The sequence below is a fragment of the Frankia sp. R43 genome (assembly GCF_001306465.1).
GTDB classification, from domain to species: domain Bacteria; phylum Actinomycetota; class Actinomycetes; order Frankiales; family Frankiaceae; genus Parafrankia; species Parafrankia irregularis.
On record NZ_LFCW01000007.1, the window covers coordinates 279,239 to 301,938 of the forward strand.

Here is a 22,700-nt window from a genome sequence, read left to right on the forward strand (position 1 = left end):
TCGCCCTCACACGCTTCGAGGACCCGAACGAGCCGGCCACGGCCAGCCACGGCTAACCGACGCGGGCGGCCCACAGGGCGCTGATGGGCAGGGCCCAGATCCGGTCGCCGAGGTCGAAGGGAAGCGGACCGGTGTGGAACACGACTCCCGCGCGGAAGTCCGCACCGAGCTGATCGCGTAGCCAGGCGAGATGACGGGCGTCCCGGGCCGACGGCGCCGAGGATGCCTTGATCTCGATCGCGATCACCTGGCCCCGGCCGAGGTCGATGACGATGTCGACCTCCTGCCCGTCGCGGGAGCGGATGTGGTGCAGCCGGGCACGCGGGTGCAGCAGCGTGACCTCCGGTCGCAGCTGAGCCACGACGAAGGTGTCGAGGATCCGGCCGAGCAGATCCCCGTCACGCAGGACGCTCTGCTCATCCACCCGGGCTGCGGCGAGCGCGAGGGCGGGATCGGTCAGATACCGCTTCGCCCGTTTGGTCAGCCTGTGCAGACGGTTCGTCGACCAGGCGGGAACGAGGTCGAGCAGGTACAGCGCGCCCAGGATCCGGTCGTAGGCGTCCGCCGTCCGCTGGTTGATCTCGGCGGCCTGGCAGAGCGTGCCGTCGGCGGGAAGCCCGGCCGTCGAAAGCCCCAGCACCTCGAGATAGCGGCGCAGCCGGACGGGGTCGCGCTGCTCCCCCGCGGCGGCCACATCGCGGGTGACGACATGGTCGACATAGGCGTCCAGCCAGGCGAGCCGCCCACGCGCGCTCAGGTGCAGGGCGGCCTGGGGAAAGCCGCTGCGCAGCGCCAGGTCCACATAGTCGTCCAGGCTCGGCGGCGGACCGGAGACGCTCAGGCGGGAGAGATCGCCGGCGAGGAGCAGTTCGAGCAGGCTCGGCTGGTCGACCGCACCGGCGATCTCCCGCTCGGTCAGGCCGTGCAGCACCAGCCGGACGACCCGCCCCGTGCCGGGCCACTGGCGGGTGGTGAATTCCGCCTCGACGCTGCCCGTGAGGAGGAACCGGCCGGGTCTGGGATCTTCATCGACCGCACGCTTGACCGCGCCCAGGACCTCCGGCACCTCCTGCCACTCGTCGAGGAGGACCGGCTCGCTCACCCGGCGCAGGGCCGCATCCGGATTCGCCGCGACCGCCGCGGCGACCGCGGGGTCGTCGAGCCGCAGAACGTCGCCGGCGATCCGCCTGGCCGAGGTCGTCTTCCCCGCCGCACGCGGGCCCGTGACCATGACCGCAGGCAGCTCGGTGAGCAGGTTCGCCAGCGGACCGTCGGCGATCCGCGGAACGTACCCTGACATGGGCATACAGCAACACTACATGTTTTGCGGGGCCTGTAGTACAAGTTCTGCGGGCCTTCGAGTACACGTTTTGCGGGGCATTGCGCAGGCTGAGCACCAGGGCATCGGCACCGAAGTTGGTGCTTGGCCTCGACCAGTGCACCCGGCGACGGATGCGACCGAGCCGGGCCGACGTCCCGTCCGGGGATCCTCACCCCCGCGCGGGACGTCGGCCGGCGAGCGCGGCCGCCGCGGGGCCGGCCAGGACGGTGAGCGTGGCGATCCGGTCGGCGAACGCCCTGCGTTGGCTGACGTTCACCAGTGTGATCACATCGGCGGCCGCCGCCAGCGCCACCAGCGCGACCAGGTCCGCCGGGGCGGCCTGCGAGGTGACCTCACCGCGCAGCACCGGACCGGCGGCGCGATTCAGCTCCCGCACCCGAGGCCGGTCGAGGAGCACGACCGCGGACGTCGGGATCACGGAGAGCACCCGCCCCCGGGCCACCCGCAGCCAGCCCGCCGACTCCAGGTCGTCACGGGTCTCGACCACTGCGCAGCGGTGGTCGTGGTCGATCCAGTCCACCCAGGCTCGCGGGGCGGGAGCCTCGCTGATCTGGCGGTAGACCGCGGCGACGAGCGGATCGGCGCGCCCGGCCCCGCCCCGCGGCGTCGGCTCCCCTCGCCCGGGCGGCAGGTCCGCGGCCACCCGGACCAGCCCACCGTCGTCGGTGAGCCATCCGTCCGTCTCCAGTTCGACCAGCGCCGCAGCCCGCAGGGCCCGGCCGAGACGCCGGTTGGCGTACATCTGGTCCTTCTCCAGGTTGTAGGCCAGGAGATAAAGCTTCGCAGGCAGCGAGGTGGGCAGGTCAGGATTCACACGAATGTGAATACAACGCCACGCCCACGCGGCCAGTACCGCAGGCGACAGCCCCGGCACACGGCCAGGCCTGCGTGCCGAGCACCTCCCGGATGTTCATGCCGGTGCCGAAGCCGTCGACGGCGGCCACCAGGACGATCATCGCCGCAGCGGCGTGGATGCTGCTGGGAGCGGTCATGAGCCGGGCTCGCCGCCGTGGATGGACGCGAGAAGCCGCGGGCCGCACTCGGTTCAATCAGAGCCCTTATCACACCCGGCACGGCGGTTTCCGGGAATGCTCCATGCTTTCCCGGGGCAGCGAGTACGGCCTGTCGGATGCCGTGACCCGTCAGCGCCTGGCCGCCTGGACCGCTGAAGGCCGGGGCGCATTCGCGCCGTGGGCCGTGCGGGGGGCCCATGACGGGATCGCCTTCGCCACGCAGGCTCACACTTTCGGCGACTGGGACCAGATCAACAATCCGACCTGGCTGCATGCGCGTTTCCGCGAGGCCTACGGATCCCAGGAAGCGCCGTGCTCACCGTTCGTCGAACCGTAGGCCGGCCGGGATGGCGGTGACGTCCCACGGGCTCTCGTTGAGCTCACCCGAGGTGGCCTGGGGTGGCGGGTGTCGCCGAGGCGAAGGCACGGGGCCTGACGGTGACCGGGCCGGACAGGCGCGTCTCGCCTCCTGAGCGGTCCGCCCGATACACAGCAGTTGTTCAGGTGCTGCTCAGCAATGGGCCTTAGCGTAAGGACCATGACGTCCGGGCCCGAGCCCCGAGCGGCCGCCGGGCGCGCCTTCGGGTTACGCGGCATACACACCCTGCTGATCGCCTCCGCCGTCACGATCGTCACGCTCGCCGTGGTGGTCGCCGTGCTCGCGTCCCGGCCCGGCGGGAGCCCGCAGGCACGGGCAGGCACCGTCCCGACGCCGTCGGCGAGCCCCAGCGCGAGCCCGTCCCCCAGCGTGGCGGACGTCTACCAGCGGGTCGTGCCGTCCGTGGTGGTGGTGCGGACAGAGCACGGGACGGTCGGCTCCGGGGTGATCGTGGCGGGCGACGGCAGCGTCCTCACCGCCAGCCACGTCGTCGCCGACGGCGGCGCGATCAGCCTCACCTTCTCCGACGGGACCCGGTCCACCGCCACGGTCGCCTCGACCGACCCGGAGACCGACACCGCGATGCTCACACCGGCGACACTGCCGCAGCCGGTCGTGCCGGCCACGCTCGGCAGCCGCGTCGAGGTCGGCGGCGAGGTGATCGCGCTGGGCAACCCGCTCGGGCTGACGTTCAGCGTCTCCTCCGGCGTCGTGTCGGGCCTGGATCGCACCGCGCCCTCGACGGCCACGGAGAGCGGCGAGCTGTCCGGGCTGATCCAGTTCGACGCCGCAGTGAACGCCGGCAGCTCCGGGGGCCCGCTGCTCGACGCCGACGGCCTGGTCGTCGGGATCGTCGTCTCCATCGCCGACCCCGGCAAGGACGAGGCGTTCGCCGGCATCGGTTTCGCCGTGCCCATCTCCAGCGCCCTGAGCAGCGGCGGTGGCGGCTCCGGGCCCGGTGGCGGCCGCGGGCCGCGGATCTGACGTCACCAAGGTCACGAAAGGTATCGACAGAGACCATGACACAGGACGCCGACGTCAGCAGGCCCGCTGGAACGGCCGGCGGGGGCACCGGCAGCGGCACCCCCATGGCCGCACCCGTGCCCGTGCCCACCCCGGCACCCGCCCCCTCCCGCGGCGCGGCCAGCCCGCTCGAGCAGGTGCTGTTCGAGGTGAAACGCACGATCGTCGGGCAGGACGTGCTGCTGGAGCGCATGGCGATCGGACTGCTCGCCGGCGGCCATCTGCTGGTCGAGGGCGTACCGGGGCTGGCGAAGACGCTGGCGGTGAAGTCGCTGGCCAGCGCGGTCGGCGGGCAGTTCCAGCGGATCCAGTTCACCCCGGACCTGCTGCCCGCCGACCTGGTCGGCACCCGGGTCTACCGCCAGCACACCGGGGAGTTCGAGACGACGCTCGGCCCGGTCTTCACCAACCTGCTGCTCGCCGACGAGATCAACCGGGCCCCGGCGAAGGTGCAGAGCGCGCTGCTGGAGGTGATGCAGGAGCGCCAGGTGACGATCGGGCGCGAGACCTACCCCGTCCCCGACCCGTTCCTGGTCCTGGCGACGCAGAACCCGATCGAGTCCGAGGGGACCTATCCGCTGCCGGAGGCCCAGGTCGACCGCTTCATGATGAAGGTCCTGGTGCACTACCCGGCGCCGGTGGAGGAGCACGCCATCGTCGACCGGGCCCTGCGGCCCCCCTTGCCGACCCAGCGGATCCTCACCCCCGAGGACCTGGTGCGGATGCGGGCGCAGGTCCAGGACGTGTACGTCGACCCGGCCATCGTCGACTACGCGGTGCGGCTCGTCGTCGCCACCCGCTCGCTGAGCACGGTGGGGCTGGGCAACCTGGACCGCTACGTCACCCACGGCGCCAGCCCGCGTGCGTCGATCGCCCTCGTGCTGGGCGCCCGGGCGCTGGCCTACCTGCGCGGCCGGGACTACGCCGTCCCGCAGGACCTGTACGCGCTCGTCCCCGACGTGCTGCGCCACCGCCTCGTGCTGTCATACGAGGCGCTGGCCGACGACGTCGCCCCCGACACGGTCATCGCCGGCGTGCTGCGGGCGGTGCCGATGCCCGAGGTCCCGCTGCGGGCCCGCTGATGGCGGGCGCACCCGACCGGCTGCTGCTGCGGCTGGAATGGCAGGTGGTCCGCCGTCTCGACGGGCGGGTGCTGGGCGCCTACCGCACGCCGTACCGCGGGTCCGGCCTCGACTTCGCCGGCCTGCGCGGCTATGTCGAGACCGACGACGCCCGCCGCATCGACTGGAACGCGACCGCCCGGCTGAACGAGCCGCAGGTACGCCAGTTCACCGAGGACCGCGAGCTGACCCTGTGGCTCGTGCTCGACCGGACGGCGTCGATGACCGTCGGCGCCCCCGGCCGCGGGAAGCACGACGTCCTGGCCGAGCTGGCGCTGGTGCTGGCGCGGCTGTTCGGGCGCGGCGGGAACCGGGTCGGCGCGGTCCTCCACGACGGCGCCGCGACCCGGGTGGTGCCACCGGGCACCGGCCGTGGCCAGGTGCTGCGCATCGGCCACGAGCTGGCCCGCACCGCCACAGCACCACCGAAGGCGGGCACCACCGACGTCGCCGCGATGCTGGGCACCGCGGCCCGCCTGGCCCGGCGCCGGTCGCTGATCATCGTCATCTCCGACTTCATCGGCACCGCCGGCTGGGATCGGCCGCTGCTGCGGCTGGCACACCGCCACGAGGTCGTGGCCCTGCGCGTCGTGGACGCCGCCGACGACGCCCTGCCGGAGGTGGGAATCGTCCTGGTCGAGGACGCCGAGACCGGCGAGCAGCTGCTCGTCGACTCCGGTGACCCGCTGCTGCGCGCCCGGCTGCGCGACGCGGTGGCCGAACGTGAGGCGGACCTGGCCGGCCGCATGCGCCGCGCCGGGGTCCCGCTGCACCGGATCGACACCGACCGCGACCTGCTCCCCGCCCTCGCCGGGGTCGCCGCCAGCACCCGGTGGCGGCGCACATGAGCCTCACCGCCCCCTGGCTGCTCGTTCCGGGCGTGCTGGTCGTGGCCGCGCTCGCCGTCGCCGCGACGATGACGGCGCGGCGGCGTCGGACCGCTCTCGCCGCGGCAGGTGTGGACGTCGCCGCGGGCCGCCGCGGGCCGCAGCTCGGGATCTGGCTCAGCCTCGCGGGAATCGCGGTGCTCACGTTCGCGGCGGCGGGGCCGGCGGCCTCCGTTCCCGTCTCCCGCGCCGCGGGCACGGTGATCGTCGCCGTGGACGTCTCGAACAGCATGGGCGCGACCGACGTGACGCCCACCCGGCTGGACGCGGCGAAGAAGGCGGCGGCCGCGTTCGTCGCCGCCCAGCCCGACAGCGTCGACGTGGGCGTGGTCGCGTTCCAGGACGGCGCGCTCACCACCCATCAGCCCAGCGCCGACCACGCCGCCGCCGAGGAGGCGATCGACCGGCTGAAGGTCACCGGCGGCACCTCGCTGGCGGAGGCGATCCTCACCTCGCTGTCGGCGATCACGGGCCGCACGGTCCGGCTCGGCGCGGACGGCTCCGCGCCGGACCTGGGGTACTGGAGCTCGGCGACCATCGTGCTGTTCTCCGACGGCGAGGACGGCGGCACCGCCGCCAACACGGGCACCGGCGGCAGCGGCGGCAGCGGCGGCAGCGGCGGCAGTAGCAGTGGCGGCAGCACCGGTGGTGGTGGCGCCGACGCGGCGGGGGCGACCGAGGCCGCCGCCGAGGCCGCCCAGGCCGCCGGGGTGCACGTCGAGACGGTCGGTGTCGGCACCACCGCCGGCGCGACCGTCGAGGTGGACGGCTACCGGCTGCACACCGCGCTGGACGAGGACACGCTGAAGGCCATCGCCCAGACGACCGGCGGCTCCTACCACCCGGCCTCGCAGGCCTCCGAGCTGGACGGCGTCGCCTCGGCCATCGACCTGCGGCGGACCACCCAGCACGAGGACCTGCCGCTGGCCGGGGCGTTCACCGCCTTCGCGGTCCTGCTGCTGGCAGCCGGCGCGGTCCCCACGATCCTGCGCACGGGAAGGGTCGCCTGATGTCCCTCACCTGGCCCTGGGCGCTGGCGACGCTGCTCGTCGTCCCGCTGCTGACCGCCGTCACCTGGCTGGCCCGGCGCCGCCGGCGGCGGGCCGCCATCCGGGTGACGTCCGTCGCGCTGCTGCGGGTGGCGCTGCCCGGCCGGAAACGGTGGCAGCGGCACATCCCCGTCGCCCTGTTCGTGCTCGGGCTGGCCACGCTCGGCGTCGGCGCCGCCCGCCCGCAGGCGAGCGTCCCGATCGCGGCGAACTCGACGACGATCCTGCTAGCGCTGGACGTCTCGGGCTCGATGTGCTCCACCGACGTGTCCCCGAACCGCCTCACCGCCGCCGAGAAGGCGGCCACCGACTTCATCCGGGCCCAGCCGGGCGGCTCCCGCATCGGCCTGGTCACCTTCGCCGGCACCGCCGGCCTGCTCGTCCCGCCGACCGACGACACCGACAAGCTGCTGGACGCGCTGAAGAGCCTGACGACGTCCCGCGGCACCGCCATCGGCCAGGGAATCCTCACCTCCATCGACGCCATCGCCGAGGTCGACCCGTCGGTCCCCCCGACCGGGGCGGACGTCCCGGCCGGCGGCGTCGGCGGGGAGTACGCGGCGGACGTCATCGTGGTACTCACCGACGGCGCCAACACCGTGGGCGTCGACCCGCAGACCGCCGCGGGGGAAGCCGCCGCCCGCCGCCTGCGGGTCTACACGATCGGCTTCGGGACGACGACACCGGCGCCGATGGTCTGCGACAGCTCGCAGATCGGGGACGACGCCTTCGGATTCGGCGGCGGGTTCGGCGGGGGCGGCGGCTTCGGTGGCGGAGGTGGTGGCTTCGGCGGCGGCCGCAACGGCGAACGCGACCCGCGGGCCATCGACGAGGACGCGCTGAAGCAGGTCGCGAGCACCACCGGCGGCACCTACTACCGCGCGCAGAACGCGAACGAGCTGCAGGACGCCCTTACCGACCTGCCCCGCACCATCACCGTGACGCACGAGCACCGCGACATCGCCTCCTGGTTCGCCGGCATCGGTGGCCTCCTCGTCGCCGCGGCCCTCGCCCTCTCCCTGTGGTGGAACCGCCTGCGCCGCCCCCAGCCGCCTCGCCCGGGCACGGTGACATGACGGGGAACTGTCCGCGTCGGCACGACAAGAAATCGGCGATGCTCGATCACCTGGCCAGGCCGGCGTTCGCATCGTCGCCGAAGGTAGCGGCCGCATGTCTGGTGGCCTGCCTGGACGGATCCGGTGCGGGCATCATGCCGGGCACGGGCACTGGACGGGCTGCCGGCCGTGCGCCGCGCCGCCGGAACACCAGCGCGCCGGCCGCGGCCGCGGTCAACGCCTGGCATCCGAGCAGTGCCACGGCCGTTTTCATGATGTCCCCGCCGGCCAGAACGAGGGATGCCGCGGCCAGCGGGGTACACACCGCGAGCACCCAGACGATCTTCCGGTTGCCGGCTCCCAACAGGTATGTCGCGAACAGCAGAGTGACCGAAAGGAAGGTGGTCGCGACGGCGAGCACCCACAACGACGGCGCGGCCACCGCCAGATCCGGCCCGAAGAGCACCGACATGAACTGACGGCCCGCGACCGCGCCGACGGCGGCCAGTCCCAGTCCCGGCGTGACGACGACAGCCATCGCCATCGCCAGTGCCCGGTGCGCGGGCCGGCCCTCCCGGTGCCGCCTGGCCGCCTCCGCGAGCAGGTAGCTCGCCACCGCCAGCCCGAGGAACACCGGCACCTTGCAGGCGGTGGAGATCGCCGCGTAGCCGCCCACCGCGTCCGGGTTGAGCCAGCCGACGACCACGACGTCGATGTTCTGCAGCAGGGCGAGCGGCACCAGGGTCGCCAGCGCCACGGAGGTGTCCGCGATCAGCGCGTCCCGGGTCCGCCGCCGCGGTGCCGGGGACGCCGTCGCCGCGGCGGGCGGATGGTCGGCCGGCGGGAGCGGCGGGAGCGGCGGGACGTCCCGGGGCGTGCGGGCCACCGTCCGGCGGGCGGCCGCGGCACCGACCACGGCGCCGACCAGCAGACCGAGGCCGGCGCCGTTCACCCCGAGCCCGGTCTGGGCCGCGGCGACGATGCAGGTCACCCGCAGAACCGTCTCGAAGATCACGTTCCGGGCGAGGCCGGGATAGTTGCGCCTGGCCTGGAGCAGCCCGCGCTCGATGCACACGCCCACCCACAGGGCCGCGGCGCTTGCCGCCTCCGCGATCGCGATCGGATGCGGGTAGGCCAGCAGGGCCGCGACCGGTCTGCACAGCGCGAGCGACGCCAGCGCGGCCACCAGCGCGGCGAGGAACGTCATGGCACGCAGCCGCCGGATCCACTGCCTGCGCTCGTGCCGGGTGCCGTCGGTCTGGACCAGGTCGCGGTGCACGACAGCGCTCAGCACGGCGGTGCCGACCACGGCGAGAACCATGTAGACGTTCGTCTGGACGACGACGGCGCCGTATCCGGACGGATCCATGATCCTCGCCAGCGTCAGGTTCATGACGAGGTTGAGGGCGTTGGCGACGATCCCGGCCGCTGCCAGCAGCATCGGCCCGCGCAGCATCTCGGTGACGACATCCCGCCTGATCACCGTGGCCAGCACCCCACCGCGCGGCACGTCACCCACCGGCATCAGCCGTCACAGCTGCCGGGGCCGGATCCGCCGCATCGGCGGGATCAGCCGGATCAGCCGGATCAGCCGAATCCGCGAGCTCGGCCACGGCGATGCGGAACAGGCCGACGAACTCGCGAGCCGAGTCATGGCTGAACAGCCCACGGGCGTAGCAGAACGTCAGATGCACCTGTCCGGCCATCCGGACGACATGGATGGCAAGACCCTGCGGCATCCTCGCCGGGGCGGTGAGGTGCAGGTCCAGCAGCCGCGGGCCGCCCGGGCCGACCGTGAGGCTGGTCGACACATGGCCGATGTTGCTCACCGCGACAGTCGGCATGAGCGCGGGCCGCGCCAACGCGACGGCGAACCGCAGCAATCCCGTTCGCAGCCGCCCCGGCATCGCGGTCAGGCACCGCTGCGCCAGCTCTCGCGCCACCCCCAGCCCTCGCGCCGCTGCCGGACGGCGCGGCCCTGCCGGCCCTGCCGGCGCGGCCGGACCTGCCGGCGCGGCCGGGCCCGGCGTGCCTGACGACGTCGCCTTCGCGGCCGCCGTCCCGTCGACGACGGTCCCGAGCAGCCGCGACGGCACATCGCGTTCGACCGGGCTGCTCGCGATGATGGCGAATCCGGAGGACAGACCGTCCAGGTCACCGGATGCCGCCGCCCGGACCGGGACCCGGACCCGCAGGGTTCCGCTGGCCCGCCCGCGGCTGGCGTTCCAGCGGTCGGCGGCGAGGTGGGCCGCGGCGACCAGCACGTCGTTGACGGTGGGCCGTCGTCCGTCCGGCAGTCTCGCCGCGCGCGGCGCGGGGATCACCTGGGGCACGAACGCGAATCCGCCGATGTCCGATGCCCCCGCCGGGCGGAGGAAGCGTGAGTCGTGAGCCGGCCATCGGACGGTTCCCGTTCGGGCCGCCCGGCACGGGCCGACGGCCGGGCCGTCCGGCGGGGCCGCGCCTCCCGTTCGCGGCACGCCTCCCGTTCGCGGCACGCCGCCTGATCGCGGCGCGCCACCTGGTCCCGGCACGCGCCCCGCACCGCCATGGAACGCGTTGGATGTGTCGGCCCGGACCAGTGCGCGGGCCGGCGGCGGCTGGTAGGCCGCCATGGTCTCGGTCAGCAGGACGAGCAGGCCGCGGCCGTCTATCGCCAGGTGGTGCCCGACGATGCCGATCCAGTCGCCGTCCGGATGGTGCACCACCAGCAGCCGCACCAGCGGCGCGCGGCCCAGGTCGATTCCCGCCAGCATGTGCTGGCGCAGGGCGTACCAGGCGTGGCGCGGACTGGCGACGGCGGCCTCGGCCACCGACGCGCGGCGCGGATCGGGGAGGATGCGCCAGCCACCACCCCCTGATCGGCCGGGCAGCTCGGACCTGGCCGCCGGGTGCCGTGCGAACACCGGCAGCGTCGCCGCCGCCAGGCAACCGGCGTCGACATGCCCGTCGGTCCGGCCGAACAGCGCGATGATGATCGGCATCTCGCTCTGCTCCGACGCCAGCAGCACCTGCTCTGGCAGGCTGAGCGGGCGGTGGGCGACCCCCCGGGCCGTAGCTCGGCCGGTCACCGTCCGGCCCCCCGCCGGCTCCGCCGAGGAATCGAAAGCGCGGCCACGGTCGCCGCGAAGGCGATGGCACCGGCCGCCTGCGCCCATCCGCTGAACGCGCCTTCGCCTGTCCTGGGTGCCACGTCCGGGGTGACGAGCATGACGACGCCGGCGGCGACCACTCCGGCCGCGGCGACCCATGGCAGCGCCTGGGGCCATCGTTTCGCCGCGACGGCACACAGCGGTACCGCCAGGGCGACCGGACCGGCCACCAGCAGCACGGCGAGCGTGGCCGCGGTTGTCGTGACCCACCACCGGGGCAGCCTGGCGCCCGCCCGCAGCAACGTCGACCGCCGCGGGTCCGGGAACCAGGGGTAGTCATCCGGGTCCGACGATCGGCGTAGCCGGATGCGGCCGGGCACCAGCACCAGTGCCACCAGCAGCAGTGCCAGCACGAGTCCGACGGCAAGGCCGGTCCGATAGCGAAGGCCGGGCCTGTTCTCGATCTCCACCGTGCCGCCGGCACCCGCCGGCACGATCCAGCCCTGCTGCCAGCCGTCCAGGCGCACCGGTGTCAGCGGCTCACCGTTGAGGGTCGCCGTCCAGGAGCGGCTCGCGTTCTCGTGCACGGCGAGGAACGCCCGCGCCCCCGCAACGATCTCGACCCTTCGCCGCTCCGCCGTCCATTCCCCGACGGTGGTCTGCCGCGGCGCAGCCGCCTCCTCGGCGACGGCAGTCTGCGCGGAGGCGCCCGTTTGAGCAGAGGCGCCGGACTGAGCGACGGTGCCGGTCTGCGCGGAGGTGCCGGTCTGCGCGGAGGTGCCGGTCTGCGCGGAGGTGCCGGTCTGCGCGGAGGTGCCGGTCTGCGCGGTGGCGCCGACCAGCGAGATCGTGTCGACGAGCAGCGCGGATTCGTCCCGCACGACAGTCAGCTGGTGCGTCCCCGCGGCCAGCGCGACCGTGCCGTCCGGTGTGCACAGGGTCGCGCGCATCGGTTGCCCGGAGGCGAAGTCGGTGGTGCTTCCCTCGACCCGCATCCGGTAGGAGGTGCCGTCGATGACGATCGTGGGTCCCCGCACACAGTCGAGGACTGCGGGCGCTTCGGCTACCCGTGGCGTCCCCTCCTTGGGCGGCACGGCCGTCGCGGTGGCCGTGAGGGTGAACCGCATCGGGCGCGGCGTGTCGAACCTGCGTGAGATCGCGAGTTCTTCCGAGGCGCTGAACGGCTGGGTGATGTCCGCCCGTTCCCGGTCGAAGGCGAACAGCACCGGTCCGGTGGCCTCCCCCGTGAAGAGCCCGGTCGCGTCGGACGGCACCTGGGCGTAGCGCTCGAAGGTCTGCCCGGGCACCGTCAGCTCGGCGATCCCGGCGCCCATCCGCTCCTGGTCACCGCCGACGACGTCGACGAGCGTGACCTGGTACCAGGAGCTCTCCCCCGCGGGCACCGTCAGCCGCTGCGCGTCCTCGGTCGCGGCCACCGGAGTGTCGACCGAGCCGCCCGCCGTGGTCACCCTGATCACCCGCGGCACCGGCCGCTTGGCGATGTCGACGAGAAGCCTGATCTCCAGGTAGGGCACGGTCACCGGCGTGCCGACGTCGGCCCTGAGCCAGGCGCCCTCCGAGCCGGTGGCCGGGTCGGGGCGGGCCATCCACGAGGTGTACGCCAGGCCGTCGACGGCGCTCGCCGGCCCGAACTCGGGCGCGGCCCGCAGCAGGAAGCCGTACGACGACGCCGTCACCGACTTCCCGCCGGCATAGGCGGACGTCGTCTGGTGACCGGCGGCCGGCCGGTCCGTCCACTCCTTCGACAGCTCGCCTCTGCCCGCGGCGTCCTCCGTCGGGCCGAGGAGATAGGAGGCGGAGCTGTGGACGACACCGAAGCTGTAGTCGCGCCGGCCGAACGTGTCGGTGACGGCGAGCCCGGTCGTCGGGGTCAGGACGTCGCTCGGCGAGGTGACATCCGCCAACGCGGCGACCGTGCCCCTGTTCGCCGTGACGTCGGCGGGATCACCGAGATCCTGGGCGAGGACCGTGGCGCGGTCGGTGGGGAGCAGGCCGTGCGCGGCGAGCTGCACCGTCGCCTCGGGGCCGCCGGACACCACCAGAGCGTTCGCGGCCGGGTACGCCTCGACCGTCCGGGCACCGCCGGGCACCGTCCACACCTCCAGCGCGGGCGCGGGGTCGGGGGTGCGCTGCCGGTTCTTCGGCAGCGCCCGTTCCCGTGACGACAGCCGACCCGGGACCTGGGGCCCGAAGGTCGCGACACGCTGCAGGCCGCTGCGTTCCAGCGCCCGGTGGACCTCGTCCGTGGACGGCGGGATGTCCCAGTCGTCGTCGTCCAGGTTGTTGCGGATCAGGACCTGCCCCACGCCGGCGCGAACGAGCGCGGCGGCGAGGCCGGTGCCGTCGTCGGACAGGGCGTTCTCGACGCCGTCCAGCCAGCGGGTGTTACCGACGCTGCCGAGCGGGATGAGGCTGCGCTCGGCCCACGGCGTCGTGGTGAGCCACCGCATCGGCTCGTCGAGCGGACGCCCCCAGTCGTATTCGGCGAACGGTGTGCCCGGCAGCAGCAGGGTGCGCCCGCCGTCGGGGTTCGCCTCCAGCCAGTCGACGGCCTCCGTCCAGTACCCGGGGACCTCCTCGAACGCGCCGGGCTGCAGGACCTTGCCCTCGAGAACGGGAAGCATCCCGGCGATCAGCGCGACGACGGACAGGACCACGACGCCGCGCGCAGTCACCCGTCGCCAGTCGCCCCGGCCGTGAGCACACTTGTCGTCACCCCGCCGGTCGTCGCCCCGCCGGTGCCGCCGCGCACGCGCTGCCGGGGGCAGGCCGTCGGCGGCGGTCGGCCGCCGCAGCTGCACCGTGTGCTCCATCGGCTCCAGCGCCGTGACCCCGGTCGGCCCGGTGCCGGTCAGCGCGGTGCCGGTGTTCCCGGCCCTGCGTGCGAGGCGGCCCACGACGATCCCGAGCGCATGGGTCAGCCCGAGAGCCATCGGCAGGTGCGTCACCGACATGAACTTGAACACGTTGCGTAGCGGACTCAGCGGACCCTCGAGCAGGGCATGCACATGGGTGGAGACCGGGCCGCCCAGGGCACCCGAGTACCCGGCGGTGATCGCCACCGTGCCGATGCCGAACGTGACCAGCAGGAACCTGCGCGCCGGCAGATCACGGCGGGCGAGGCCCCACATCGACAGCGCCGCGATCACGTAGGAGCCGGCGATCGCGTACCGCGAGCTGACGAGCGCGGTCGCGGCCGGTAGCCAGGCGGTCGGCAGGCGCAGGTACGCCATCCAGTCGGTGGCGGTGCGCAACGTCTCGGGCACCGAGGCGGTCGACGTCGTGACGGCGACGGACTCGGTGAACGGGATGAAGTCCATCCCGAACCTGCCCATCGCCACCAGGCCGATCGCCCACCAGGCCGTCGCGAGCACGACCGCGACGCACCACCAGGCCCGCAGCGCCCACACCCGCCGGCTGCCGCCCGCGAAGGCCAGCAACACCGCCGGGCACAGCAGCACGCCGGCCACCACGCTCGCGTTGACGCCGCCGATGCACAGGACCGCCAGGCCCGACAACGCGGCCGCGCGGCGCGGGGCGAGCCTGGTCTCGGCCGAGACGGGCCTGCCGGCCACCGATGGCTGTCGGTTCCGCCGCTGTGACTGCCCCCGGTTCCACTGCCCCCGGTTCCACTGCCCCCGCCGCCGCCCACCGGTGGCGGGTTCCGGCGGCGCCTGGGGCCCGGCGAGTCCGGTGTCGTCCCCGCCCGCACCGTCCGGCCGCAGGGCACGCACCAGCGGTAGGACGATCCACGGCAGCATCGCCGCACCGGTCATCGCGACCGAGCTCGCCCCGATCTTGCCCAGGAACATCGGGGAGAGCGTGTAGCCGAGACCGCCGAGTACCCGGCTCGCCGGCCGGCCGATCCGCAGGGTGTCGGCGAGGCGCACGACGCCCCAGGTGGCGACCGTGAGCAGCAGGGCCATCCAGAGCCGCTGGGTGAGCCACGGCGGCAGGCCGAGCAGATGGCCAGAGAGGAAGAACGTCCCCATCGGGAAGAGGTAGCCGGAGACCTGGTTCGGGACGAACCCGAAGTCCGAGGTCGAGTTCCACAGATGCGTGGCGTCCGACAGGTACAGCTGCGGGTTGACCGCGACGGCGAGCTTCGTGTCGGCGGTGAGGTTGCCCGGCGCCTGGAGCACGAACAGGGTGATGTATCCGAGTGCGATCCACAGCAGATGCCAGCGGGACGTACGCGCCGCGCTGGCGGGGTGGACGTCGAGCGCCGGCTCGGCCGGCGGGCCGGCGGATCGGCCAGCCGATGGCCCCGCTAATCGTTCGGCTGATCGCTCGGCGGAGGATTCGGCGGAACGCTCGGGGAGCCGCACCGCGGATCGCCCGGTGGCCGCGAACGGTGGCGTCGTCGGTGGCGCCACCGACGGTGGCTTAGCCGGCACCGGAGATCGCCTCAGGTAAATCGGATACTATATCCATTCGCAAACGCCTCTTCCGCGTCAGCTCAGCCGTCGGGGACAGTGGACCGCCGGCCGCCTGCCCTCGAAGCAGACTCGACCACCCAATGTCGCAGCCACTATGGCAGAACGTCGCAAAGCTGGCTATACCGAACATTCGATGTCTGCGAACATTTACGGACGAAAACCCTCCGCTTCGATCTGACACCAGCGGCGATTTATTGCTTACCAAGAGCAAGAAAAGCGAGGCCACACCCGGGCGATACACACCCTGAGCAGTGAGCCCTCCACTTTGGCGGCGCCGGTCGGAACCCCGTGCACACGCCGATGTCCCCGGTCGTGCCGCGGCACGACCGGGGACATCGGCGCCAGGGAGGGAGAAGTACGGTTACGCGCGGCGCGGGCCCGCGAGGTGAGGCCGGGGTCAGGGCTCGGGGCGCCGGCTGGGCGCCGACGGCGCCGCGGTCACGAGCACGTCCCGTTCCCGCGTGGAGTCGGCGGGCGCATCCGTGCCCTCGCGCGGCCCGGGTAGCTGCGGCGCCCCGTCGAGGCTGGCGCCTTCGACGTCGACGTTGGGCAGGACGCGGTCGAGCCGGCGCGGCAGCCACCAGGCGGAGCGGCCGAGCAGGGCCATCACCGCCGGGATGATCGTCATGCGGACGAGGAAGGCGTCCACCGCGACCCCGAAGGCGAGCGCGAGACCCATCTGCTTGATCAGCGCCTCCGGGGTGAGGATGAACCCGGCGAAGACACTGATCATGATGATGGCCGCGGCGATGACGACCCTGGCTCCGTGGTCGAAGCCGTTGATGACCGCGCTGGTCGGGTGCGCGCCGTGGACGTACTGCTCACGCATGCCGGTGACCAGGAAGACCTGGTAGTCCATGGCGAGGCCGAACACCAGGCCGACGACCAGCAGCGGGAGCAGGCTCATGATCGGCCCGGTCTGGCCCTCGATGCCGATCAGGCCGTCCAGCCAGCCCCACTGGAAGACCGCGACGGTGGCGCCGAGGGTGGCGACGACCGTGAGCAGGAATCCGCCGACCGCCGTGAGCGGGACCAGGATCGAGCGGAAGACCAGGCAGAGCAGGATGATCGCCAGGCCGACGACGACGATCAGGTACGGCACCAGCGCGTCGGAGAGGCTGTCGGTGATGTCGACCGCCAGCGCGGTGGAACCGGTGACCGCGACCTCGGCGCCGGCCGGCTGCGGCAGGTCACGGATGGCACGGACCAGGTCGGACGTCTCCTCGGCCGCCGGGCCGGAGTTCGGGATGACGCTGAACACCGCCGTGTCACCGGCCGGGTTGACGGTCGCCGGGGTGACCTTGGCGACGTCGTCGAGCCCGGCGATGCTGTTCGCGACCGCAGCCGCGGTCGCGGCCGGGTCCGCTGCCGGTGCGGCGGCGGCACCACCAGCGGCGGCACCACCAGCGGAGTCGCCGCCGCCGGGCCGGGTGTCGATGGTGATCGTGAGAGGGCCGTTGAAGCCGGCGCCGAAGTCGGCGGACAGGAGATCGTAGGCCTTGCGGGCCGAGGTGTCGGGCGCCGAGGTGCCCTCGTCGGGCAGCGCGAGGCGCAGGTCGAGCGCCGGGATCGCCACGACGCCGAGACCGATGGCGGTGCCGACGAGGACGGCCGCGGGATGGCGCGTGACCCAGGACGCCCAGCGGCGGCTGCGGGTGGTGTCGGTCGGCCGGTGCTGGGCGGCGGCCTCGGCGCGGGGCCGGACCCGTCGCCCGGCCACGCCGAGCATTGCGGGCACCAGGGTCAGCGCGACGGCGACCGCGAGCAGGACGGCGACGCTGGCCGCGATGCCCATCTCGGTCAGGAACGGGATGTTGACGACGGCGAGCCCGACCAGCGCGATCGCCACGGTCAGCCCGGCGAACACGACAGCCGACCCGGCGGTGCCGATGGCCCGGCCGGCGGCATGCTCACGGTCGAGACCGCGGCCCAACTCCTGGCGGTAGCGGGAGATGATGAACAGCGAGTAGTCGATCGCGACGGCGAGGCCGAGCATCACGGCGAGCGTCGAGGTGTTCGACGACAGCTCCATGAAGCCGGTCGCGGCGGTGATCGCGGTCATCGCGATACCGACGCTGACGATCGCGACGAGCAGCGGCAGGCCCGCGGCGACCAGCGAGCCCAGCGTGATGACCAGGACGACGGCGGCGACGGCCAGCCCGATCAGCTCGGTCGCGCCGCTGTGCGAGGCCTCCTCGGCCGCGTCACCGCCGGCCTCCACCGTCAGGCCCGCGTCCCGGCCGGTGCCGATCGCGTGCTCGAGGGTGTCCTTCGCCTCGTCGGACAGATCAGCCGAAGCCACGGTGTAGCTGACCTGCGCGTAGCCGACCGTGGCATCCTGCGAGAGCTGGTTGCTGTACGGGTCGGTGACCGTGGCGACGTCGGCCCCGCCGGTGAAGTCGTCGACGACGTCGGCGACGGCGGCCCGCCAGGCGGGGTCGGTGAGCTTCTGCCCGTCGGGTGCCGCGAAGACGATCCGGGCGACCGCTCCATCCGCCTGCATGGCTGGGAACCGGTCCTTCAGCAGGTCCACCGCCCGCTGGGATTCGGTACCCGGCAGCGTGAACGAGTTCGACGTCGGGCCCGACAGGGTCGCCGCGCCGATCCCGGTCAGCGCCAGAACCCCGATCCACAGGGCGATGACCAGTCCGCGGCGGCGGAAGGCGAAACGCCCGAGGCGTTGTAGGTGGAATGCCATGCCCCAAGCCTTGTCGCGACGGGCGGTGAGCACATCCAGCCAGCGTGGACACTTCGCGCTACCGCAGCCGCGGCGCCGGGAGCCGCCCGTGTACCACGGCCGCGGTACACCGGGGTACCATCACCGTGGGTCGACACCTGGCCGCGCCCGGCTACAGTTGAGAAGGTGTCTGACGGACTCTCGCCGGGATGGCTGGCAGTGCGGGGCTTTTTCCGTACCCGTCCCGCCGCCCTCGACCTCCTGGTCTCGCTGGTCGTCTTCGGCCTGGGGATGCTGGTCACCCTCACCGCCCAGGACGACGAGGCAGGCGAGTTCACCGCGCTCTCGCTCCTGCTGAGCGCGCTCGCCGCCGTGGCGCTGCTCGCCCGCCGCCGCTGGCCGGTGGGCGTGGTGGCGGTCGTCCTGGCACTGGTGGTCGTCGGCTCGGTGACCGACCAGCACACCCCGGGGCCGACGCTCGCGGTCGGCGCCGCCCTGTACGCACTCGCCTCCCGCCGTCCGGGGGCGGCGGCCTGGTACTGCGCCCTCTCCGTGGGTCTGGCCCTGTCACTGGTGAACCTGCTACACCGGCCGGACGTCAGCGAGATCGCCCCGCTGTGGACCTGGATCGGCCTGTCCACGGTCGCCGGGTACTCGGTTCGCGGCCGGCGCGACTACATCTCGGCCGTGGAGGAACGCGCCATCCGGGCCGAGCTGGGTCGCGAGCAGGAGGCCCGCCGGCAGGTCGCCGAGGAGCGGCTGCGCATCGCCCGCGAGCTGCATGACGTCGTCGGCCACCATGTCGTGCTCATCAACGTGCAGTCCGCCGTCGCCGCCCATGTGCTGCGCCTCGACCCCGACAAGGCCGAGGAGTCGCTCGGCCACGTCCGCCAGGCCGGGCGCACGGTGCTCGACGAACTGAACTCCCTCGTCCGGGTGCTGCGCGACCCGGACGAGCCGAGCCTGTCCGGCCCGGTGCGAGGGCTGGAGCACCTCGACGAGCTGACCTCCGGCTTCGCCGCCGCCGGCCTGCCGCTCGATCTGCACCGCGACGGCCAGCCCCGGGAGCTGCCGGTGCTCATCGACCTGGCTGCCTACCGGATCGTCCAGGAATCCCTGACCAACGCCTACAAGCACGCCCGCGGCACCCCGACCACCCTCTGCCTCGCCTACGGGCAGCACGAGCTCGGCATCCAGATCCGCAGCGGCGGAGCGGACGCCGGCTCCGGCGCTGGAACTGCTGGTGCTGGAGCTGGAGCCGGGGATGGGGCCGGGCGTGGGGCCGGCGCTGGGCAGATCGCGCACCACCTCGCGGACTTCGGGTCGATCGAGCGGGACATCGTCGAGACCGGCCCCACCGCCGGGCACGGAATCACCGGGATGCGGGAGCGGGCGGCGGCGCTCGGCGGGCGGCTGCGCGCCGGCCACACCCCGGACGGGGCGTTCACGGTTCTCGCGCGGCTGCCCGTTCCGCCTCCGCTCGACGAGCACGACCCCCGCCAGCCCCGCCGCACCGTGGTGGAGTCCACTGTTGTCGTGGCGCCGGAAGCTGTCAGAGCCGCCGAAGCCGTCCGGACCACAGACGCAAGCAGGACCACAGACGCCGTCAGAGCCGCGGGAGCCGAACGTTGATCAGGGTGCTGCTCGCGGACGACCAGCCGCTGGTGCGGGCCGGCTTCCGGGTGTTCATCGACGCCGCCCCCGACATGGAGGTGGCAGGTGAAGCCGCCGACGGCGCGGAGGCCATCCGCCTGGCGACCGAGCTCGTGCCCGACGTCGTGCTCATGGACATCCGGATGCCCGAGCTGGACGGCATCGCCGCCACCCGAGCGATCACCGCCGACCCGCGGCTGGCCGGCACCCGCATCCTGGTCCTGACCACCTTCGAGGTGGACGAGTACGTCTTCGAGGCGCTGCGCGCCGGCGCCAGCGGCTTCCTCGGCAAGGGCATCGAACCCGAGGAGCTGGTCAGCGCGCTGCGCGTGGTGGCGCACGGCGACGCACTGCTCTCACCGCTGGCCACCCGCCAGCTCATCGCCGACTACATCGCCCGGCCCCGCCAGACCAGCACTCCCGCGCTGGGCACGCTGGACGGGCTGACCAACCGGGAGACCGAGGTCGTGCGGCTCGTCGCCGAAGGCCTGACCAACGACGAGATCGCCGAACGGCTCTTCCTCTCCCCCGCGACGGCCAAGACCCACGTCAACCGGGCGATGACCAAGCTCGGCGCCCGCGACCGCGCCCAGCTCGTCGTCATGGCCTACCAGGCCCGCCTCATCGATCCCACCAGCTGACGCTCACGCTCCAAGATCCCGGGCCCAGGCAGCCGCAGGACTGCCGCTTGCCGCCGTCACCGGGTTGCCGCCGTGACGGTGGTCGCTTACCGGGGCGCCATCCGGATGGCGCCGTCGAGGCGGATCACCTCGCCATTGAGCATCGGGTTGGACACGATGTGGGCGACCAGCGCGCCGAACTCCACCGGGTTCCCCAGCCGCGACGGGTGCGGCACCTGGCGGCCCAGGGAGGCACGGGCCTCCTCGGGCAGGGTGGCGAGCAGCGGGGTGTCGTAGAGGCCCGGGGCGATCGTCATGACCCGGATCTTCAGGTTGGCCAGGTCGCGGGCGATCGGCAGGGTCATCCCGGCCACGCCGCTCTTCGACGCCGAGTAGGCGGCCTGCCCGATCTGGCCCTCGAACGCCGCCACCGAGGCGGTGTTCACGATGACGCCGCGCTCCTCGCCGAGCGGCTCGGCAGCGGCCATCCGCGCCGCCGCGAGCCGGACCACGTTGAAGGTGCCGACCAGGTTGATGTCGATGATCCGCTGGAACTGGTCGAGCGGGAACGGGCCGTCCTTGCCCACGGTCTTGATGCCGTTGCCGGTGCCGGCGCAGTTGACCGCGACCCGCAGGGTGCCGAGCTCGGCCGCGACGTCCAGTGCGGCGGTGACGTCCGCCTCGCTGCGGACGTCACCGGGAGCGAACCGCACCCGCTCGCCCAGCTTGTCCGCGACCGCGGCGCCGTCGGAGCTCGGCAGGTCGATGATCACTACGGAGGCGCCGGCCTCCAGCAGCTTCTCCGTCGTCGCCAGCCCAAGACCGGAGGCTCCGCCGGTGACCAGCGCGACCGAGTCGGTGATGTTCAACTGCTGTTCCCTTCAGACTCTGACTTCACGACGTTGCTGTTTCGGTACAGCCGGACGGACGAGACGCCCGGAACGGCTCGATGCGCTCAGCGCAGCTCAAGGGGCTCAGCTCAGCGCGGCTCAAGCGGCTCAGAGCAGCTCGAAGATGGTGGCGTTGGCCTGGCCGCCGCCCTCGCACATGGTCTGCAGCCCGTAGCGGATCCCGTTGTCCCGCATGTGGTGCACCAGGGTGGTGGTGAGCCGGGCACCGGAGCCGCCCAGCGGGTGGCCGAGCGCGATCGCGCCGCCGTTCGGGTTGAGCGCCTTCGCGTCGGCGCCGAGGTCGGCCAGCCAGGCCAGCGGCACCGGCGCGAACGCCTCGTTGACCTCGAATGCACCGATCTCGTCCAGCCGCAGCCCGGAACGGCGCAGCGCCTTCTGAGTAGCTGGGATCGGCGCGGTCAGCATGATCACCGGGTCGGCGCCGGCGAGCACCGCGGTGTGTACCCGCACGATCGGGGTCAGGCCCAGCTCACGGGCCGTCTCGCTGGTGGTCATCAGCAGCGCCGCCGACCCGTCCGAGATCTGCGAGCTGTTCCCCGCGGTGACGACGCCGCCTTCCGGCCTGAACACGGTCTTGAGGCCGCCCAGCGTCTCCAGCGTGCCGCCGCGGCGGATGCCCTCGTCGCGGCTGATCACCGTGCCGTCGGGGAGGGTGACCGGGGCGATCTGCGCGTCGAGCCGGCCCTCGTCCTGGGCCGCGGCCGCCTTCTCGTGCGAGGCGAGGGAGAACTCGTCGAGCTGGGTGCGGCTCAGGCCCCACCGCTGCGCGATCATCTCGGCGCCGATCCCCTGGTTCGGGGAGTCCGGGCCGTAGCGGGCGTGGAAGTCGGGGCCCAGCGGATCCTGGCCCAGCGACGAGCTGCCCATCGGGACCCGGCTCATCGACTCGACACCGCCGGCCACGACGATGTCGTAGTGGCCGGCGATCAGCCCGGCGGCGGCGAAGTGGACGGCCTGCTGGGACGAGCCGCACTGCCGGTCCACCGTCACGCCGGTGACCGACTCGGGCCAGCCGGCGGCGAGCGGGGCGTTGCGGGCGATGTCCAGGGTCTGCTCACCGACCTGGGACACACAGCCCCAGATCACGTCGTCGATGACCACCGGGTCGATCCCGGCCCGGGCGGCCAGCGAGCGCAGCACGTGCGCGGACAGGTCCGTCGGATGCACACCGGCGAGCCCGCCGTTGCGCTTCCCGACGGGTGTACGTACGGCCTCCACGATCACGGCATCCGGCATGTGCTGCTCCTCGGTCGAGGGTTGATCCGCCGACGAGTGGCGGTGGGGGTCGGCGGAACTGGCCGCGCGACCGTCACCGTCAATGCTGACGGTGAGGCGGCGTCACAGTCAAGCCTGACGGTGACCACGACGGTCGACTCCGGACGCGGACGCGGCCCGGCGGACGGCTCCCGATGCGTTGA

Annotated in this window: 17 protein-coding genes; 8 read left to right on the top strand and 9 right to left on the bottom strand. The window is 73.2% G+C overall.

All coding sequences use genetic code 11. The annotated features are described in order from the left end of the window. Positions 1-52: 52 nt before the first annotated feature. The 3 genes from ACG83_RS28730 to ACG83_RS44595 form a co-directional block, all read right to left on the bottom strand. A complete protein-coding gene (locus ACG83_RS28730) occupies positions 53-1,306 on the bottom strand; it encodes an ATP-binding protein (protein ID WP_054569376.1) in 1,254 nt (417 codons plus the stop codon). Between the two features lie 184 nt (positions 1,307-1,490). Beyond that, positions 1,491-2,156 (bottom strand): GPP34 family phosphoprotein, encoded by a 666-nt coding sequence (locus ACG83_RS28735; protein ID WP_054569377.1) that lies wholly within the window; start codon positions 2,154-2,156, stop codon positions 1,491-1,493. Further along, a complete protein-coding gene (locus ACG83_RS44595; protein WP_076827132.1) occupies positions 2,146-2,334 on the bottom strand; it encodes a hypothetical protein in 189 nt (62 codons plus the stop codon). The genes ACG83_RS28735 and ACG83_RS44595 overlap by 11 nt, the downstream gene beginning before the upstream one ends. A 103-nt stretch (positions 2,335-2,437) precedes the next feature. Here ACG83_RS44595 and ACG83_RS44600 point away from each other — a divergent pair, with 103 nt between their 5' ends. The 6 genes from ACG83_RS44600 to ACG83_RS28765 all read left to right on the top strand — a co-directional run bounded on the left by ACG83_RS44600 (position 2,438) and on the right by ACG83_RS28765 (position 7,890). Next, a complete protein-coding gene (locus ACG83_RS44600; protein WP_152991541.1) occupies positions 2,438-2,692 on the top strand; it encodes a hypothetical protein in 255 nt (84 codons plus the stop codon). A gap of 201 nt (positions 2,693-2,893) precedes the next feature. Further along, positions 2,894-3,718, top strand: a complete 825-nt coding sequence (locus tag ACG83_RS28745) for a S1C family serine protease (RefSeq protein WP_054569379.1) — start codon at positions 2,894-2,896, stop codon at positions 3,716-3,718. A gap of 35 nt (positions 3,719-3,753) precedes the next feature. Beyond that, entirely contained in the window at positions 3,754-4,839 is a 1,086-nt protein-coding gene (locus ACG83_RS28750) for a MoxR family ATPase (protein ID WP_198955536.1), read from the top strand. Further along, on the top strand, positions 4,839-5,726 hold the full coding sequence (locus ACG83_RS28755) for a DUF58 domain-containing protein (RefSeq protein WP_054569380.1): 888 nt from the start codon (positions 4,839-4,841) through the stop codon (positions 5,724-5,726). Before ACG83_RS28750 ends, ACG83_RS28755 begins: the two co-directional genes overlap by 1 nt. Beyond that, positions 5,723-6,775: a VWA domain-containing protein gene (locus ACG83_RS28760; protein ID WP_054569381.1), complete on the top strand. Its 1,053-nt coding sequence runs from the start codon at positions 5,723-5,725 to the stop codon at positions 6,773-6,775. The genes ACG83_RS28755 and ACG83_RS28760 overlap by 4 nt, the downstream gene beginning before the upstream one ends. Further along, positions 6,775-7,890, top strand: a complete 1,116-nt coding sequence (locus ACG83_RS28765; RefSeq protein WP_054569382.1) for a VWA domain-containing protein — start codon at positions 6,775-6,777, stop codon at positions 7,888-7,890. Before ACG83_RS28760 ends, ACG83_RS28765 begins: the two co-directional genes overlap by 1 nt. Positions 7,891-7,936: 46 nt before the next feature. Here the strand turns inward: ACG83_RS28765 and ACG83_RS28770 are convergent, their stop codons facing one another. The 4 genes from ACG83_RS28770 to ACG83_RS28785 all read right to left on the bottom strand — a co-directional run bounded on the left by ACG83_RS28770 (position 7,937) and on the right by ACG83_RS28785 (position 18,119). Next, complete coding sequence (locus tag ACG83_RS28770; protein WP_235498250.1) at positions 7,937-9,388, bottom strand: lipopolysaccharide biosynthesis protein; 1,452 nt, start codon at positions 9,386-9,388, stop codon at positions 7,937-7,939. Continuing rightward, positions 9,381-10,940: a hypothetical protein gene (locus ACG83_RS28775; RefSeq protein ID WP_152991542.1), complete on the bottom strand. Its 1,560-nt coding sequence runs from the start codon at positions 10,938-10,940 to the stop codon at positions 9,381-9,383. The genes ACG83_RS28770 and ACG83_RS28775 overlap by 8 nt, the downstream gene beginning before the upstream one ends. Further along, positions 10,937-15,379 (bottom strand): alpha-(1->3)-arabinofuranosyltransferase family protein, encoded by a 4,443-nt coding sequence (locus tag ACG83_RS47050; RefSeq protein WP_235498251.1) that lies wholly within the window; start codon positions 15,377-15,379, stop codon positions 10,937-10,939. The genes ACG83_RS28775 and ACG83_RS47050 overlap by 4 nt, the downstream gene beginning before the upstream one ends. 439 nt (positions 15,380-15,818) lie before the next feature. Then, positions 15,819-18,119 (bottom strand): MMPL family transporter, encoded by a 2,301-nt coding sequence (locus ACG83_RS28785; RefSeq protein ID WP_083473635.1) that lies wholly within the window; start codon positions 18,117-18,119, stop codon positions 15,819-15,821. 198 nt (positions 18,120-18,317) lie between these two features. On the opposite strand from ACG83_RS28785, the gene ACG83_RS28790 reads away from it, so the two are divergent. Both ACG83_RS28790 and ACG83_RS28795 read left to right on the top strand, forming a co-directional pair. Further along, positions 18,318-19,730, top strand: coding sequence for a sensor histidine kinase (locus tag ACG83_RS28790; protein WP_054569385.1), 1,413 nt, complete (start codon positions 18,318-18,320; stop codon positions 19,728-19,730). After that, positions 19,727-20,392 (top strand): response regulator transcription factor, encoded by a 666-nt coding sequence (locus ACG83_RS28795; protein WP_054569386.1) that lies wholly within the window; start codon positions 19,727-19,729, stop codon positions 20,390-20,392. The genes ACG83_RS28790 and ACG83_RS28795 overlap by 4 nt, the downstream gene beginning before the upstream one ends. An 86-nt stretch (positions 20,393-20,478) precedes the next feature. Here the strand turns inward: ACG83_RS28795 and ACG83_RS28800 are convergent, their stop codons facing one another. Next, positions 20,479-21,240 (bottom strand): 3-hydroxyacyl-CoA dehydrogenase, encoded by a 762-nt coding sequence (locus ACG83_RS28800; RefSeq protein ID WP_054569387.1) that lies wholly within the window; start codon positions 21,238-21,240, stop codon positions 20,479-20,481. A 129-nt stretch (positions 21,241-21,369) separates the two neighbouring features. After that, positions 21,370-22,518: an acetyl-CoA C-acyltransferase gene (locus ACG83_RS28805; RefSeq protein WP_054569388.1), complete on the bottom strand. Its 1,149-nt coding sequence runs from the start codon at positions 22,516-22,518 to the stop codon at positions 21,370-21,372. Between the last annotated feature and the right edge of the window lie 182 nt (positions 22,519-22,700).

Bases quoted from the DNA above. Each gene is read 5' to 3' on its own strand.
- ACG83_RS28730 (WP_054569376.1), bottom strand. From the start codon at position 1,306: ATGCCCATGTCAGGGTACGTTCCGCGGATCGCCGACGGTCCGCTGGCG.
- ACG83_RS44595 (WP_076827132.1), bottom strand. From the start codon at position 2,334: ATGACCGCTCCCAGCAGCATCCACGCCGCTGCGGCGATGATCGTCCTG.
- ACG83_RS44600 (WP_152991541.1), top strand. From the start codon at position 2,438: ATGCTTTCCCGGGGCAGCGAGTACGGCCTGTCGGATGCCGTGACCCGT.
- ACG83_RS28745 (WP_054569379.1), top strand. From the start codon at position 2,894: ATGACGTCCGGGCCCGAGCCCCGAGCGGCCGCCGGGCGCGCCTTCGGG.
- ACG83_RS28750 (WP_198955536.1), top strand. From the start codon at position 3,754: ATGACACAGGACGCCGACGTCAGCAGGCCCGCTGGAACGGCCGGCGGG.
- ACG83_RS28755 (WP_054569380.1), top strand. From the start codon at position 4,839: ATGGCGGGCGCACCCGACCGGCTGCTGCTGCGGCTGGAATGGCAGGTG.
- ACG83_RS28760 (WP_054569381.1), top strand. From the start codon at position 5,723: ATGAGCCTCACCGCCCCCTGGCTGCTCGTTCCGGGCGTGCTGGTCGTG.
- ACG83_RS28765 (WP_054569382.1), top strand. From the start codon at position 6,775: ATGTCCCTCACCTGGCCCTGGGCGCTGGCGACGCTGCTCGTCGTCCCG.
- ACG83_RS28785 (WP_083473635.1), bottom strand. From the start codon at position 18,119: ATGGCATTCCACCTACAACGCCTCGGGCGTTTCGCCTTCCGCCGCCGC.
- ACG83_RS28805 (WP_054569388.1), bottom strand. From the start codon at position 22,518: ATGCCGGATGCCGTGATCGTGGAGGCCGTACGTACACCCGTCGGGAAG.